The sequence below is a fragment of the Pseudomonas sp. B2021 genome (assembly GCF_018135665.1).
GTDB lineage: Bacteria > Pseudomonadota > Gammaproteobacteria > Pseudomonadales > Pseudomonadaceae > Aquipseudomonas > Aquipseudomonas lactis.
Genome location: NZ_SMOF01000001.1, coordinates 1,109,872 through 1,126,128, shown reverse-complemented (window position 1 = coordinate 1,126,128; position 16,257 = coordinate 1,109,872). Strand labels below are relative to the sequence as shown.

The following is a 16,257-nucleotide window of genomic DNA, read 5'->3' as shown; positions in this document are numbered from 1 at the left end:
ACTGCCATAGCTACCAGGGAGGGCTGTGCTGGCATCTATTCATACAATGAGAGCCGAACTTATGTCCCTTTCACTCAATCCGACATCCTCGCCATCGCTGCCGTCCGCCGTCCCCCATCCGATATCGAACATTCAAGCGCAGGTGACACCGCCACCGCCCACTGCAAAAACCGTCCACCCTGACGAAACAGCCCTGCTCAAGGCCTACCTCGAGGCCGCACAACGCAAGGTGTTGCACGGCAATGCCGGGCTTATAACCGTACCGCCCCAAAGCACCCTGGGCCAATGGCTTGGGCTGTATCGCACGCACTTGGAAAATGCCGTCGTACAGGGCTGGCTGCGCGAACAACACTTCGCCCCGGACACCTTGCTTTCAATCAACCCCTCTACAGGTACCTTGTCCGCCGAGGTCGAGGGCAAAACGAAAACCTTCCATCTGTCGGATACATCAGGCTGGGGACAAATTTCAGGCCCCCTGCTGGACGCCGCAAAAGTTATCGCCCCTGGCAATAACGGTGATTTGCGTGTGAGGTTGGGTAAGGACTCCATACAGGTCAGCGCAAAAGTGGTGGCCAACTTTGAAGGCGTGCCCCTTCCCCAAACGCTGTCCCAGGCTCGAGCACAAATAAGGCATCTGGAACATAAAGACACCTTCGACCCTATCCCCGCCGATGACCGCCTGCGCCCTGACAGCAGCCGCTCGGCACAGGCGCTGCAAGAGCAACAACACAACGCCGCCAAGTACTACAGCACCGCACCACAGGCGTTGGCTTACAAGCGCCTGGCGGTTGACGTCGCCAACAACCTGCCCAATACGCGGGCAGAAGCCAAGAAATGGGCGGATGACCTGCTGCTCAAACTCACGGGCAAACCTATCGACTCCGATACTGTCTATTTGAACCGCTTCAAAGGCGGTGAAAGCGCGGACACGGCTACCGGCTGGGAACACACTTTTCAGGAGCCCTGGTCCTCACTGCGCTTACCCGACGCCTTGCTGAAGAACTTCTCCGAGCACGACTGGGTGCCTGGCAACCTCGACCTCGAGGCAGGTTTGTATACCCAGCCCGCAGGGCAAAGCGATAAAGGCGGTTACGGCAAGCACAATCAAATCGACCTCAAGCCGTCACAAGTGATGCACGAGAGCTGGAAAACCGACTTTCAAACCCAGATGACCCAGAAATTCGACAGGTTCTGGAACGCGCACACCGATAACTACCACACGGTAATCAAAGGTGAGTTCGTTTCCCAGGCACGGGAGCAACTGAAGAAAGCCCAAGCCTGTTCACCTGCTGAACGAGCCTTGCAAGCCTCAGAACACCAGTTCACTCGTGGCGACTACAGCCTGGTAATGGCGACGGCGAACAATATTCCACTCGACGAAAACACACCCCTGAGCCTTGAACAGCTCAAGGCCAAAGCGCCAGTAAGCAGCGCTCCCCAAGTGCATGCCCTTGATATCCACGGTTTCACATCCAGTGACATTCTTCGATTCAGTAGCGACGACACTGGCCGGCAAGTGCTTTACATACCTGGAGCCAAACCGGCATTTCTGCGCTTCGACTCCTTGGACAAGCTCAATCAATGGGTAATTGACCAGACGAAGGACCCGAAAAAAAGCCAGTCGCTGCTCGCGCACTTTTCATTGGCTGATCGTCAGAACCGTAAGCCTGACCTTCTCATACAACTGGCAATCGGGTTTGTACCGGGCGCGAGCTTTACGGGTATTGGCGACAAGCAAGATGGCCTGGACGCCCTCTTCAAGAAAATGGCCGCCGGTGAGCTGAAAAACCCGGTGAACACCAGTAGTCACTCGAAAATCGAGGGGGATGTGTTTTCCACCCTGACAACCGCCGCCAAACAGCGCATGACGAGTGACACCGACGTCGTCGTCAAATCCAACAGCGAAGTAACCCGAGATACGTGGTTGAACGACATTACCGTAGCCGCCGGGCTATTGGCCAAGCTTGCGCCTATCGCTGCACCGGTTGCCGGCGCAGCGGCACTTGCCGGGCTGACCGAGTTGGGGTTGGGCTTGGAACAAACAACGTCCGGGGACACCGAGGCGGAACGCGACAACGGAGCTTCCAAGGCACTCGATGGTTTGCTGAACACGTTGTTCTCAGCGGGGGCAAGCGAAGTTCCGGAAGATCCTTTTGCATTGCCGCCCGAGAATGAGCTACCGGTTGTGGACCCGCTCGCCCAACCGCAAATCAATGAACTCGAAGAGCCAACACCAGGCCCATCCAGCGGCACCCCCACGGTTAACGAAGCTGGGGCTCCCCTGCCAAAATCCCAAACACTCTTGCCGATGGCTCCCTATGCCGTGTCTGAGGGTGAGCAGTTGATAAAGAGCGCGCCCCGCGATGCGTTGGGTGTCTATCGAATAACCGACAGCCAGGGGGCACTGCGCCAGTTCGTGCGCTTTACCGACGAGACGGGGGCGAGCAAAGTATTTGAAATATCAGGCCGCTATCGAACCGGCGACGTGTTCGCCAAAATCATTAATCCCGATAACGGCGCAGGGCTGATGGTCATCACACCTGGGCGTGATGGAGAATGGGCCAGGGCGCCGGGCAATGGCGGGGTGAAGTGGCCATGGCAACGCTCTGAGTCCCCAACACCAAGTAACGATCTAAAAACGCCTGCACAGGTATCGGATAATTTTATTGAGTTAAACGGTACCAAAATGAAAGGCGCTGACATACTCGACAAGTATTTCAATGTTGAAGAGCAAGCGAACTATAAATATGGCGTCAGCTTCAAGGAAGAGAACGGTGTTTTAGAAAACCGCCCTGTCTTTTCCTGGACAACGGACAGCGGGGACTTCACGGTATCCGAATCGGAAACAGCTTCGCCATCCGAGTATGGTACCAGCAATTATTCTCCACAATTTATCAAAGACATCAACCGAGACCCTTACACAATAAGAAGCGCTGACCTGGAGAACGTTGAAATCGACATACCCCAGCAGATAGCGGGAATGACTATCCCAGATGACTTAGAACAACAGATCCGTAATGGTCTTATAGGGGATGGGATCAATGCATTTGAGCGCACCGTGCCCGATCCTGACATGCGAGCGGCAATTTCAGAGGTTGCTCATCAAGGCTCTTCCGCTCCTGCGTGGTTTGAATTGCAGCCTCCCCGAGTGAAAGACGGTTATATCAGCAGTGTTGGCGACAGGCAGTACGTCATCGACTATAACCCTTTAAAAAATGAGACCGAGGTTACAATAACCACCCAATGGCGCCTGAAATCTGAGGTTAGAGGTGAGTCCACCCTCGCCAAAGACGTGAACATAACAGCCACTCGAACTTTCAACCTCCGTGCAAGTAATGAAATAGACGGCCCGCCCGTTATAATCGATAAATCGGCTCCCATCCGGATAGAAGTATCCCCTACCTAAGCCAGCTGAACGGCGGTAACCTCGGTTACCGCCTTTTCGTTTGGGCAGCTTTTACGCCTGCCATTTCAGGGGTCTCCATGGAAAGAATCGCCATTAAGCCAGTGCTCCTCGCCGCAAGCCTTCTAGCTTTTATACCGATGGCTCACGCCGCTACCACCCTGGTCTACTGCTCCGAAGCCAGCCCCGCCGGCTTCGACCCCAGCCAGTACACCAGTGGCACCGATTTTGACGCATCCGCCGAAACCGTGTTCAACCGCCTGACCCAGTTCAAGCGCGGTGGCACCGAGGTCGAACCAGGCCTGGCCACCAGTTGGGACGTGTCGAAGGATGGTCTGACGTATACCTTTCACCTGCGTGAAGGCGTCAAGTTCCACACCACCGACTTCTTCACCCCGACCCGCGACTTCAACGCCGATGACGTGCTGTTCACTTTTAATCGTCTGCTGGACGCCGAGAGCCCGTTTCGCAAGGCCTACCCCTCCGAATCGCCCTACTTCACCGACATGGGCTTGAACACTACGATCAAAGGCCTTGAAAAACTCGACGAACACACTGTGCGTTTCAACTTGAACAACGTCGATGCTTCGTTCGTACAGAACCTGGCCATGAGTTTCGCCTCGGTGCAATCGGCGCAATACGCCGCCCAACTGTTGAAAGAAGGCAAGGCCGAGCAGATCAACCAGCAACCGGTGGGCACCGGGCCGTTTGTGTTCAAGCGCTACCAGAAAGACGCGCAGATCCGTTATGCGGCCAATAAGCAGTATTGGAAACCCGAGGACGTGAAGCTCGACAACCTGGTGTTCGCCATCACCCCGGACGCCGCAGCGCGCCTGCAGAAACTCAAGGCCGGCGAATGCCAGGTCAGCGGTTACCCGCGCCCCGCTGACATCGAGGCAATGAAGCAAGACCCCAACCTGCGCGTGCAGCAACAAGCGGGCTTCAACCTGGGCTTCCTTGCCTACAACGTGACTCATCCGCCGCTGGATCAGCTCAAGGTGCGCCAAGCCCTGGACATGGCCATCGACAAGCCCGCCATCATCAAGGCCGTTTACCAGGGCGCCGGACAATTGGCGCAGAACGCACTGCCTCCCGCCCAGTGGTCTTATGACCCTAAAATCCAGGATGCACCCTACGACCCGACCAAGGCGCGGTTGCTACTAAAAGAAGCAGGGGTTGCACCAGGTACCACCATCAATCTGTGGGCCATGACCGTACAACGCGCCTCGAACCCGAATGCGCGAATGTCCGCACAAATGATTCAACAGGATTGGGCCAAGGTCGGCATCAAGGCCAACATCGTCAGCTATGAGTGGGGCGAATACATCAAGCGCGCGAAAAATGGCGAACACGACGCAATGATTTACGGCTGGACCGGCGACAACGGCGACCCGGATAACTGGCTGGGCGTGCTCTACAGTTGTGCTGCGGTCAAGGGCAGCAACTACGCCAAATGGTGTAACCCTGCCTACGACAAGCTGGTACAGCAAGCCAAGGTCAGCAGCGACCGCGAGCAGCGCATCAAGTGGTATCAACAGGCACAGAAAATCCTTAAGGAACAAGTACCTATAACGCCTATTGCGAACTCGACGGTTTTCCAGCCAATGCGCAAGCAAGTGCGTGACTTCAAGATCAGCCCGTTCGGGCTCACGCCGTTCTACGGTGTGGGTCTAGATAAGTAACAACAGCGCCCCAACCGAGTGCGCTAGACGCCTCGGCTGGGCTTTTTTGGTGCGCCATTTGCACCGAAAAAACCCTCCAAATAGGCACTTTTGTGTCAGAACTTTCATAATTGCGACATTCCTGTACGTTCGTACCACAGTTTTCCCTTTGCAACCGCTCTGCATCTTGCATTGGGTATGGCGCCTGCATAAGTATCCGCAGGCCGACTCACGAGGTCGCCCTCACCACCAAAAATGACAACAAATCATGAGGCCAACATGCTTAAACACGCAGTCCTTCCGTTATTAGTGAGCGCTGGCCTTATGGCCGCAGCCCCCGTAGCCCTTGCGGCAACTAACCTGGTGTTCTGCTCCGAAGGGAGCCCGGCCGGTTTCGACCCAGGCCAGTACACCACCGGAACAGACTTCGATGCCTCGGCCGAAACCATGTTCAACCGCCTGAGCCAGTTCGAACGTGGCGGCACCGCCGTCGTTCCTGGCCTGGCCACCAGCTGGGACGTGTCCCCGGATGGCCTGACGTATACCTTCCACCTTCGCGAAGGCGTCAAGTTCCACACCACCCCGTACTTCAAGCCGACTCGTGAATTCTCGGCCGACGACGTACTGTTCACCTTCAACCGGATGATCAATAAAGACGATCCATTCCGTAAGGCCTACCCCACCGAGTTCCCGTACTTCACGGACATGGGGATGGACACCAACATCAAGAACATCGAAAAAGTCGATGACCACACCGTCAAGTTCACCCTTGGCACCGTGGACGCCGCGTTCATCCAGAACCTGGCCATGAGCTTCGCCTCGATCCAGTCCGCCGAATACGCTGCGCAGCTGTTGAAGGAAGGCAAGCCTGCCGACATCAACCAGAAGCCGGTCGGCACTGGCCCGTTCGTGTTCAAGAGCTACCAGAAAGATTCGAACATTCGCTACACCGGCAACAAGGACTACTGGAAACCTGAAGACGTGAAGATCGACAACCTGATCTTCGCTATCACCACTGACCCGTCGGTGCGTATCCAGAAGCTCAAGAAAAACGAATGCCAGATCACCCTGTTCCCACGTCCGGCTGACCTCAAGGCGCTGGGTGAGGACAAGGACCTGAAACTGCCGCACCAGGCCGGTTTCAACCTGGGCTACATCGCCTATAACGTCATGCCAGTACTCAAGGGCCAGACCGCCGCGAACCCGCTGGCCGACCTGCGCGTCCGTGAAGCCCTGGACATGTCGGTGAACAAGCAGCAGATCATCGACTCCGTGTACCAAGGTGCCGGCCAGTTGGCAGTCAACGCCATGCCGCCGACCCAGTGGTCCTATGACACCACCATCAAGGATGCCAAGTACGATCCTGCCAAAGCCAAAGAGCTGCTCAAGGCCGCTGGCGTCAAGGAAGGTACCGAGATCACCCTGTGGGCCATGCCGGTTCAGCGCCCCTACAACCCCAACGCCAAGTTGATGGCCGAGATGCTGCAGAACGACTGGAAACAGATCGGCCTGAAGGTCAACATCGTCAGCTACGAGTGGGGCGAGTACATCAAGCGCTCCAAGGGCGGCGAGAACCAGGCCATGATCATTGGCTGGAGCGGCGACAATGGTGACCCGGACAACTGGCTGAACGTGCTGTTCGGCTGCGACTCGCTGTCGGGCAACAACTTCTCCAAGTGGTGCGACAAGAAATTCGACGGCATCGTGAAAGAAGCCAAGGCCACATCGGATGTCGCCAAACGCACCGAGCTGTATAAGCAGGCGCAACATATCCTCAAAGATGCAGTCCCGATGACACCTATCGCGCACTCGACGGTGTATCAACCCATGCGTAATACCGTACAAGACTTCAAGATCAGCCCGTTTGGCTTGAATTCCTTCTACGGCGTTAGCGTCAGCGGCAAGTAAGGATCAATAACGGCGACGTTTCATAACGTCGCCGTTATTCCATCCGCCTGGACCTTAGGAAACAGACTACGTTTGCAAGCGTTGCCGTCTTACAGCAATGAACTGCGACCCGTGCCTCCGTTGCCTACAAGGTCAGTCAGAATTGACGCATTTACTGCAAGGTCAACGCCCCATAAGGTCGTAGGACAGCAGAGGCATCATTCTGGGGAAGGGCACTTGCTGTGTGTGGGATCAGTGAGGTCTGCCTGGCTGCACGCCAGCAGGAAGGCTCGCTGTTGATAACTACAAACAAGGACGGGGAACGTCATGCGCCATACCACCGTTGTATCCGCTCTGTTTGCCACCAGCCTGCTGGCCGTGGCCACGATGGGCCAAGCCGCCGAGAAGAAGAGCCTGGTGTTCTGCTCCGAAGGCAGCCCGGCAGGGTTTGACACTGCGCAATACACCACCGCCACCGACAACGATGCGGCGGAGCCTTTGTATAACCGTTTGGTGGAGTTCGAAAAAGGCGCCACCGACGTCGTCCCTGGGCTGGCAACCAAGTGGGATATTTCCCCAGATGGCCTGACCTACACCTTCCACCTGCGTGAAGGGGTGAAGTTCCACAGCAACAAGGAATTCAAGCCGACGCGGGACTTCAACGCCGACGACGTGCTGTTCACCTTCAACCGCATGCTTGACCCCGAGCACCCGTTCCGTAAGGCCTACCCCACCGAGTTTCCGTACTTCAACGGGATGAGCCTGAACAAGAACATCGCCAAGGTCGAGAAAACAGGCCCCTACACCGTGGTGATGACCCTGAACACGGTCGACGCCGCGTTCGTGCAGAACATCGCCATGAGCTTTGCCGCGATTCTCTCGGCCGAATACGCCGAGCAGTTGCTCAAGCAAGGCCGGCCCAGCGACATCAACCAGAAGCCGATCGGCACTGGCCCGTTCGTGTTCCAGCGTTACCAGAAAGACTCGCAGATTCGCTACGTGGGCAACAAACAGTACTGGGACCCGAGCCGCGTCAAGCTGGACCAGTTGATCTTCGCCATCAACACCGACGCGTCGGTGCGCGTGCAAAAACTTAAGGCCGGCGAATGCCAGGTCACCCTGCATCCACGCCCCGCCGATGTCGAAGCCCTCAAGGCCGACCCGAACCTGCAACTGCTGACCAAGCCGGGCTTTAACCTCGGCTATATCTCCTACAACGTGCGCCACAAGCCGTTCGATCAGTTGGAAGTACGCCAGGCGCTGGACATGGCGGTGAACAAGCAGAGCATCCTCAATGCTGTGTACCAGGGCGCCGGGCAACTGGCGGTCAACGCCATGCCGCCGACGCAGTGGTCTTACGACGACAGCATCAAGGATGCCGCCTACAACCCGGAAAAAGCCAAGGAGTTGCTCAAGGCCGCCGGCGTCAAGGAAGGCACCGAGATCACCTTGTGGGCCATGCCGGTACAGCGCCCGTACAACCCCAACGCCAAGCTGATGGCCGAGATGCTGCAGAACGACTGGGCCAAGATCGGCCTCAAGGTCAAGATCGTCAGCTATGAGTGGGGCGAGTACATCAAACGCACCAAGAACGGTGAGCACGATGTCAGCCTGATCGGCTGGACCGGCGACAATGGTGACCCGGACAACTGGCTCGGCACCCTCTACAGCTGCGACGCCATCGGCGGGAACAACTACTCCATGTGGTGCGACCCGGCGTACGACAAGTTGATCAAGCAAGCCAAGGTCGTGACCGACCGCGAACAAAGGACTGTTCTGTACAAACAGGCGCAGCAACTGCTCAAGCAGCAGGTGCCGATCACGCCTATCGCCCACTCGACGGTCAACCAGCCGTTAAGCGCCAAAGTCGAAGGCTTCAAGGTAAGCCCCTTCGGCCGCAACGTGTTCTCGGGCGTCAGCATCAACCCATAAGACAATAACCGGATGGCGGGGAGCGAAATCGGCTCCCCGGCAAACGTGCAGGCTTTTGTTGGGAAATTTCCTACGCCAAACGTTTGCAATAGCTTGAACGAGTTCCACACCCAATAGCCGGATCACCCAAAAAGACCGGCATTAAAAAAGAGAACCAAAGGAGCTTCACCCATGAAACTGAGCAGCAAAGCGCTTCTGGCCTTGGCCATCAGCAGCATCACGGCCACCGCCTACGCTGAAACGCAAAGCCAGGACTTCGTTCCTACCACCCTGGCCGGCACCAGCGCCCAAAGCGAGGCCAAAGGCTTTATCGAAGATTTCAGCCTGGGCGGCACCACGCGTAACTGGTACTCCCATGAAAGCAAATACCGTGGGGGCACCTTCTCGTACCAGAAACACGGCCAGACCCTGACCGATCGCAACCGTACCAACTGGGTGCAAGGCACCATCCTCAACGCCAGCTCGGGTTTCACCCAGGGCACCGTTGGGGTCAAGACTGAAGTGGCGGTGTACAACGCCCTGGTGCTGGACCGCAGCAAGCGTGATATCAAAGGCGGCTCCAACCGTACCCTGGCCGACTCCAACGGCGACGCCGTCGACCAGTGGAGCAAACTGGGCCTGGCCAACGTGCAATTCCGTGTGTCCAACACCACACTGACCGCCGGTCGCCAGAACTTCAGCAGCGGCATCGTCGACACCATCGGCAACCGTGCCCTGCCTTCCAGCTTCCAGGGTGTGAGCTTCAACAGCGAAGAGTTCAGCAACCTGTCGTTCCAGGGCGGCGTGTTCGACCGCGTTTCGCCACGTAGCGAGCAGAGCCTGTCGAAATTCCGTAGCGAATACGGTAATGGCGCAGAAACCGACAAAGTGTCGACCCTGGGTGTGAACTACCAGCCGCTGAAAAGCCTGAAGACCAGCTTCTTCGCCGCTAACGTGAAGGACTTCTGGAACCAGTACTACTTCGGCGCCACCCACGAGCTGGGCGACGCGCAGCAGTTGGGCCTGACCACCGGCTTCAACTACTACAAGACTGTCGATGAAGGCAAAAAAGAGATGGGGGAAATCGACAACGATACCTTCTCCCTCTCCCTGGGCCTGACTCACCAGGCACACAGCCTGACCTTCGGCTACCAACAAGTGAACGGTAACGAGTACTTCGACTACCTGCACGAAACCAACGGTATCTACCTGGCCAACTCCCTGACGTCTGACTTCAACGGCCCGAACGAGAAATCCTTCCAGATCGCCTATGCCATCAATATGGCTGAATACGGCGTACCTGGCCTGAAGTTCAACGCCTACTCGGCACGCGGCTGGGGCATCGACGGCACCCACTACACCGGCAACAACGGCCGGGCCAAGTTTGCCTACGACGGCATCCAGTCCCAGGACGGCGAGAAGCACCAGGAATACGGTGTAGGCGCCTCTTACGCGCTGCAGAGCGGCCCACTCAAAGCCACCACCGTGCGCGCAACCTATGTTGAGCACCGTGGCAGCGAGTTCCAGTCCGACGGCAGCATCAAAGAGTTCCGTCTGGTTACCACCATCCCGTTCAACATCCTTTAATTAGTGCCAGGCAGGCGGCGAGCTCAGGACGAGCCCGCCGCCTACGCTTTTCTGGTTCCATCGATTGCAGAGGGCTCTGAATGAAAATGCTCCCACTACAAGCCGCCATGGCCGCTGCGCTGTTGAGCGTGGCGATCGGCGTTTCGGCCAAACCGCTGGTGGTCTGCACCGAAGCCAGCCCGGAAGGTTTCGACCCGGTCCTGTACACCACTGCCGTGACCGCTGACGCCGCCGCTGAAACCATGTTCAACCGCCTGGTGGACTTCAAGCCCGGCACCACAGAAGTGGTGCCCGCCCTGGCCAAAGACCTGCCGGAAATCAGCGCCGATGGCCTGACCTACACCTTCCACCTGCGTGACGACATCAAGTTCCACACCACCGACTATTTCAAACCCACGCGCAACCTGAACGCCGATGATGTGCTTTGGAGCTTCCAGCGTCAGCTGGACCCGAATCACCCTTGGCATAAAAAGTCCGCTGTGGGTTACCCGTATTTCGAAAGCATGGGCTTTAAAGAACTGCTCAAGAGCGTAGAGAAGACCGACGACCACACCGTCGTGTTTACCCTGACCCGTCCTGAAGCCCCCTTCCTGGCCGACCTGGCCATGGCGTTTTCCTCAATTCACTCCGCCGAATATGCCGACCAATTGCTCAAGTCCGGCAAGACCGATGACCTGAACGCCAAGCCGATCGGCACCGGGCCGTTCATCTTCAACCGCTACGCCAAAGACGCCCAAGTGCGCTTCAAGGCCAACCCGGAGTACTTCCGTGGCAAGCCGCCGGCCGATCCCCTTATTCTGGCAATCACCACCGACAGCAATGTGCGCCTGCAAAAGCTCAAGGCCAACGAATGCCAGATCGCGCTGTATCCCAAGCCCGATGATGTACCCAGCGCCAAGGCTGATCCCAACCTGAAAGTGGCGGAACTGGCGGCGATGACCACCAGCTACACCGCCATGAATACCACCCACAAGTACATGAGCGATGCGCGAGTACGTCACGCGATCAATATTGCCTTCGATAAAAAGGGCTACAACGAATCGCTGTACGGCAAAGGCAACGCCGTCGATGCCACCGGCCCGTACCCGCCGACCCTGCTGGGCTTCAGTGACAAGCTAAAAAACCCTGTTCGCGACCTGGACAAAGCCCGCGCTCTGCTCAAGGAAGCCGGCGTACCGGAAGGCACCGAGTTCACCCTGTTCACCCGCAACGGCGGCGGCCCGACCAACCCTAACCCGATGCTCGGCGCCCAGCGCATGCAGGCGGATCTGGCCCAGATCGGCCTGAAGGTCAATATCAAGGTCATGGAATGGGGCGAAATGCTCAAGCGTGCCAAAGCCGGCGAGCACGACATGGTTTCTGCCGGCTGGGCCGGGGATAACGGCGACCCGGACAACTTCCTCACCCCAAACCTGAGTTGCGATGCAGCGAAAAACGGCGAAAACTACGCCCGCTGGTGTAACAAAGAGTTTCAAGACTTGATCGACAAGGCCCGCGCCGACGCTGAACCCGCCGAACGCGCCGCACTCTATGAACAAGCTTTGGCCGTATTCGAGAAGGACCAACCGTGGATTCCCATGGCTTACCCGAAAATGTTTACCGCCATGCGCAAGAACGTCGAGGGTTATACCCAAAGCCCTCTGACCACCAATAACTTCGCCACCACCCAGGTGAAGTAAATAAGAAAAACGCTCGGCATCGTCGACACTGACGGTGCCGGACCTGCCTAACCGGCTGATTGAGGTACACACCAAGATGTTTAGTTTTATTGCCCGCCGACTGGGGTTATTGATCCCCACGTTCTTCGGCATCACGTTGCTGACCTTTGCGTTGATTCGCATGATTCCAGGCGACCCCGTAGAAGTCATGATGGGCGAGCGACGGGTTGACCCCGAAATGCACGCACAGGCAATGGAGCGCCTTGGCCTTAACAAGCCGCTGTATGCGCAATACCTGGACTATGTCGGCAAGCTCGCCCAGGGCGACCTTGGCGAATCGCTGCGCACGCGCACCAGCGTGTGGACCGAGTTCACCGCCCTCTTCCCCGCGACCCTGGAACTGTCCATGGCCGCGCTGTTGTTCGCCGGTATCCTGGGCCTGTTGGCCGGGGTGATCGCGGCACTCAAGCGAGGATCCCTGTTCGACCATGGGGTGATGGGCATCTCCCTGGCGGGGTACTCGATGCCGATCTTCTGGTGGGGCCTGATCCTGATCATGTTCTTCTCGGTAAGCCTGGGCTGGACCCCGGTTTCCGGGCGTATCGACCTGCTCTACGACATCGAGCCGCGCACGGGCTTCATGCTGATCGACACCCTGCTGGCCGACGAGCCGGACGCGTTCTGGGACGCATTGCACCACTTGATCCTGCCGGCCATCGTGCTCGGCACCATCCCGCTGGCGGTGATCGCGCGCATGACCCGTTCGTCGATGCTCGAAGTGCTGCGTGAGGACTACATCCGCACCGCCAAGGCCAAGGGCCTGTCGCCGGCCCGCGTGGTGTTCGTGCATGGCCTGCGCAACGCGCTGATCCCGGTGCTCACCGTGGTCGGCCTGCAAGTCGGCACGCTACTGGCCGGTGCGGTACTGACCGAAACCATCTTCTCGTGGCCCGGCATCGGCAAATGGCTGATCGAAGCCATTGGCGCGCGGGACTACCCGGTGGTGCAAAACGGCATTCTGCTGATCGCCTGCCTGGTGATCCTGGTGAACTTCGTGGTGGATATCCTCTACGGCTTCGCCAACCCACGCATCCGTCACCAGCGCTGAGATCATGACCATGACCACACCTACTCAAGTGTCAGCAGTCGATCAGAGCCTGCTGTACCCGTCCCCGTACAAAGAATTCTGGCAAGCCTTCTCCAAGAACAAAGGCGCGGTTGCCGGCCTGCTGTTCATGTTGCTGATCGTGTTCTGCGCGATCTTCGCCCCGTGGGTTGCCCCGCATAACCCCAGCGAGCAATACCGCGACTTCCTGCTGACGCCGCCGGCGTGGCTGGAAGGCGGGCAGATGCAGTTCCTGCTGGGCACCGACGAACTGGGCCGTGACTTGCTCTCGCGCCTGATCCAGGGCTCGCGCCTGTCGTTGCTGATCGGCTTGTCGTCGGTGGTGATGTCGCTGATCCCGGGCATCCTGCTGGGCCTGTTCGCCGGGTTCTTCCCGCGCTTGCTGGGCCCGACCATCATGCGCCTGATGGACATCATGCTGGCCCTGCCGTCGCTGCTGCTGGCCGTGGCGATTGTCGCCATCCTCGGCCCTGGCCTGATCAACACCGTGATCGCCATCGCCATCGTGTCGCTGCCGTCCTACGTGCGTCTGACCCGCGCCGCAGTAATGGGCGAACTTAACCGCGACTACGTAACTGCCGCCCGCCTCGCTGGCGCCGGCCTGCCACGCCTGATGTTCATCACCGTGCTGCCTAACTGCATGGCACCGCTGATCGTACAGGCGACCTTGAGCTTTTCCTCGGCGATTCTCGATGCCGCGGCCCTGGGCTTCCTCGGCCTTGGCGTACAACCGCCAACCCCTGAGTGGGGCACCATGCTGGCTTCGGCCCGTGACTACATCGAACGCGCCTGGTGGGTCGTGAGCCTGCCTGGCTTGACCATTTTGCTCAGCGTGCTGGCAATCAACTTGATGGGTGACGGCCTGCGCGATGCGCTGGACCCGAAACTCAAGAACGCCGCCTGAGGAGATTCCCATGTCACTGTTAGAAATCAAGAATCTCAACGTGCGCTTCGGCGACAAGACCGCCGTGCCGGTGGTCGATGGCCTCGACATTTCCGTCGACAAAGGCGAAGTCCTGGCGATCGTTGGCGAGTCGGGTTCGGGTAAATCCGTGACCATGATGGCGCTGATGGGCCTGATCGAGCATCCCGGCATCGTCACCGCCGATGCGCTGAACTTCGACGGCAAGGACATGCTCAAGTTGAGCAACCGCCAGCGCCGCCAGATTGTCGGCAAAGACCTGGCGATGGTATTCCAGGACCCGATGACCGCGTTGAACCCCAGCTACACCGTGGGTTTCCAGATCGAAGAAGTGCTGCGCCTGCATCTGAAAATGTCCGGCAAACAAGCGCGCAAACGCGCCATCGAGCTGCTGGAAAAGGTCGAGATCCCAGGCGCTGCCAGCCGTATGGATGCCTACCCGCACCAACTGTCCGGCGGTATGAGCCAGCGCGTGGCAATTGCCATGGCGATTGCCGGCGAGCCCAAACTGCTGATCGCCGATGAACCGACCACCGCGCTGGACGTGACCATCCAGGCGCAGATCATGGAACTGCTGCTGGCCCTGCAAAAAGAGCAGAACATGGGCCTGGTGCTGATCACTCACGACCTCGCGGTCGTGGCTGAAACCGCCCAGCGCGTGTGCGTAATGTACGCCGGCCAAGCCGTGGAAGTCGGCCAGGTGCCGCAGCTGTTCGACATTCCGGCACACCCGTACAGTGAAGCGCTGCTCAAGGCGATTCCCGAGCACAGCCTCGGCGCTACGCGCCTGGCCACGCTGCCGGGCATCGTACCCGGCCGCTATGACCGTCCGCAGGGTTGCCTGCTGTCGCCGCGCTGCCCGTATGTGCAGGACGCCTGCCGCGCCCAGCGGCCGGGCCTTGACCCGAAAAGCAACAGCCTTGCCCGCTGCTTCTACCCGCTGAACCAGGAGGTGGCGTAATGGCCGTCGTACTTACCGCCCGCGACCTCACCCGTCACTACGAAGTGTCCCGTGGCTTGTTCAAGGGCCATGCCACCGTGCGTGCTCTTAATGGTGTGTCTTTTGAGCTGGAAGCCGGCAAGACCCTCGCCGTGGTGGGCGAGTCGGGCTGTGGCAAATCCACCCTGGCCCGCGCCCTGACGCTGATTGAAGAGCCCTCGTCGGGCTCGTTGAAAATCGCCGGGCAAGAAGTGGCCGGCGCCGACAAGGCCCAGCGCAAGCAATTGCGTAAAGACGTGCAGATGGTGTTCCAGAGCCCCTATGCCTCGTTGAACCCACGCCAGAAAGTCGGTGATCAACTGGCGGAGCCGTTGCTGATCAACACCAACCTGTCGGCCGCTGAGCGCCGCGAGAAAGTGCAGGCGATGATGAAGCAAGTGGGCCTGCGCCCTGAGCATTATCAGCGCTACCCGCACATGTTCTCCGGCGGCCAGCGCCAGCGCATCGCGTTGGCCCGGGCGATGATGCTGCAGCCCAAAGTGCTGGTGGCCGATGAACCGACCTCGGCGTTGGACGTGTCGATCCAGGCCCAGGTGCTTAACCTGTTCATGGATTTGCAGCAGGAATTCAACACCGCCTACGTGTTCATCTCCCACAACCTGGCGGTGGTGCAGCACGTTGCCGATGATGTGATGGTGATGTACCTCGGCCGCCCGGTTGAAGTGGGCCCCAAGGAAGACATCTACGCACGCCCGCTGCACCCTTACACCCAGGCGCTGCTGTCGGCCACCCCGACCATCCACCCCGACCCAAGCAAGCCGAAGATCAAGATCGTCGGCGAACTGCCCAACCCACTGAACCCGCCGCCTGGCTGCGCGTTCCACAAGCGCTGCCCATATGCGACGGCGCGTTGCAGCAGTGAGGAGCCGCTGTTGCGTCCGTTGGATAACCGGCAGGTGGCATGCCACTACGCGGAGCAATTCGTGGCCTGAAGCAACACAACCTCCCCTGTAGGAGCGAGCTTGCTCGCTCCTACAGGCGCAGCGGTTTAAATGAGCTCCATCGCCCTTCCCGCCAGATTGCGCATCAGTCTGGCCGGAGGGGCTTTTTTTGCGCGGTTGTAACAAAAAACATACCGTTTGAATCTATGCCAAAAGCCCTG

The 16,257-nt window shown here is 58.5% G+C and carries 10 protein-coding genes; all 10 read left to right on the top strand.

The genetic code is table 11. From position 1 onward, the window contains the following. Positions 1-61 precede the first annotated feature (61 nt). The 10 genes from E1K68_RS04985 to E1K68_RS04940 all read left to right on the top strand — a co-directional run bounded on the left by E1K68_RS04985 (position 62) and on the right by E1K68_RS04940 (position 16,087). The gene (locus E1K68_RS04985) at positions 62-3,406 is read left to right on the top strand and encodes a DUF6543 domain-containing protein (RefSeq protein ID WP_212613843.1); all 3,345 of its coding nucleotides are present in this window, start codon (positions 62-64) and stop codon (positions 3,404-3,406) included. 77 nt (positions 3,407-3,483) lie between these two features. Then, entirely contained in the window at positions 3,484-5,085 is a 1,602-nt protein-coding gene (locus E1K68_RS04980; protein ID WP_034134858.1) for an ABC transporter substrate-binding protein, read from the top strand. Positions 5,086-5,343: 258 nt separating this feature from the next. Beyond that, a complete protein-coding gene (locus E1K68_RS04975) occupies positions 5,344-6,972 on the top strand; it encodes an ABC transporter substrate-binding protein (RefSeq protein WP_003188490.1) in 1,629 nt (542 codons plus the stop codon). Between the two features lie 306 nt (positions 6,973-7,278). Continuing rightward, positions 7,279-8,883 carry an ABC transporter substrate-binding protein gene (locus E1K68_RS04970; RefSeq protein WP_034134857.1) on the top strand — a complete coding sequence of 535 codons (1,605 nt, stop codon included), beginning with the start codon at positions 7,279-7,281 and terminating at the stop codon, positions 8,881-8,883. Positions 8,884-9,054: 171 nt separating this feature from the next. Then, the gene (locus E1K68_RS04965) at positions 9,055-10,449 is read left to right on the top strand and encodes an OprD family outer membrane porin (protein WP_003188488.1); all 1,395 of its coding nucleotides are present in this window, start codon (positions 9,055-9,057) and stop codon (positions 10,447-10,449) included. Positions 10,450-10,529: 80 nt separating this feature from the next. Further along, complete coding sequence (locus E1K68_RS04960; protein ID WP_044271568.1) at positions 10,530-12,128, top strand: ABC transporter substrate-binding protein; 1,599 nt, start codon at positions 10,530-10,532, stop codon at positions 12,126-12,128. Between the two features lie 76 nt (positions 12,129-12,204). Next, on the top strand, positions 12,205-13,215 hold the full coding sequence (locus tag E1K68_RS04955) for an ABC transporter permease subunit (protein ID WP_003171721.1): 1,011 nt from the start codon (positions 12,205-12,207) through the stop codon (positions 13,213-13,215). A gap of 10 nt (positions 13,216-13,225) precedes the next feature. Next, a complete protein-coding gene (locus tag E1K68_RS04950) occupies positions 13,226-14,137 on the top strand; it encodes an ABC transporter permease subunit (RefSeq protein WP_003188486.1) in 912 nt (303 codons plus the stop codon). Positions 14,138-14,147: 10 nt separating this feature from the next. After that, entirely contained in the window at positions 14,148-15,116 is a 969-nt protein-coding gene (locus E1K68_RS04945) for an ABC transporter ATP-binding protein (RefSeq protein WP_003188485.1), read from the top strand. After that, the gene (locus E1K68_RS04940) at positions 15,116-16,087 is read left to right on the top strand and encodes a peptide ABC transporter ATP-binding protein (RefSeq protein WP_003188483.1); all 972 of its coding nucleotides are present in this window, start codon (positions 15,116-15,118) and stop codon (positions 16,085-16,087) included. The genes E1K68_RS04945 and E1K68_RS04940 overlap by 1 nt, the downstream gene beginning before the upstream one ends. The last annotated feature ends 170 nt before the right edge of the window (positions 16,088-16,257 follow it).

What these genes read in the sequence shown, in the direction of transcription:
- E1K68_RS04985 (WP_212613843.1), top strand. Translation starts at nt 62, where the DNA reads ATGTCCCTTTCACTCAATCCGACATCCTCGCCATCGCTGCCGTCCGCC.
- E1K68_RS04980 (WP_034134858.1), top strand. Translation starts at nt 3,484, where the DNA reads ATGGAAAGAATCGCCATTAAGCCAGTGCTCCTCGCCGCAAGCCTTCTA.
- E1K68_RS04975 (WP_003188490.1), top strand. Translation starts at nt 5,344, where the DNA reads ATGCTTAAACACGCAGTCCTTCCGTTATTAGTGAGCGCTGGCCTTATG.
- E1K68_RS04970 (WP_034134857.1), top strand. Translation starts at nt 7,279, where the DNA reads ATGCGCCATACCACCGTTGTATCCGCTCTGTTTGCCACCAGCCTGCTG.
- E1K68_RS04965 (WP_003188488.1), top strand. Translation starts at nt 9,055, where the DNA reads ATGAAACTGAGCAGCAAAGCGCTTCTGGCCTTGGCCATCAGCAGCATC.
- E1K68_RS04960 (WP_044271568.1), top strand. Translation starts at nt 10,530, where the DNA reads ATGAAAATGCTCCCACTACAAGCCGCCATGGCCGCTGCGCTGTTGAGC.
- E1K68_RS04955 (WP_003171721.1), top strand. Translation starts at nt 12,205, where the DNA reads ATGTTTAGTTTTATTGCCCGCCGACTGGGGTTATTGATCCCCACGTTC.
- E1K68_RS04950 (WP_003188486.1), top strand. Translation starts at nt 13,226, where the DNA reads ATGACCACACCTACTCAAGTGTCAGCAGTCGATCAGAGCCTGCTGTAC.
- E1K68_RS04945 (WP_003188485.1), top strand. Translation starts at nt 14,148, where the DNA reads ATGTCACTGTTAGAAATCAAGAATCTCAACGTGCGCTTCGGCGACAAG.
- E1K68_RS04940 (WP_003188483.1), top strand. Translation starts at nt 15,116, where the DNA reads ATGGCCGTCGTACTTACCGCCCGCGACCTCACCCGTCACTACGAAGTG.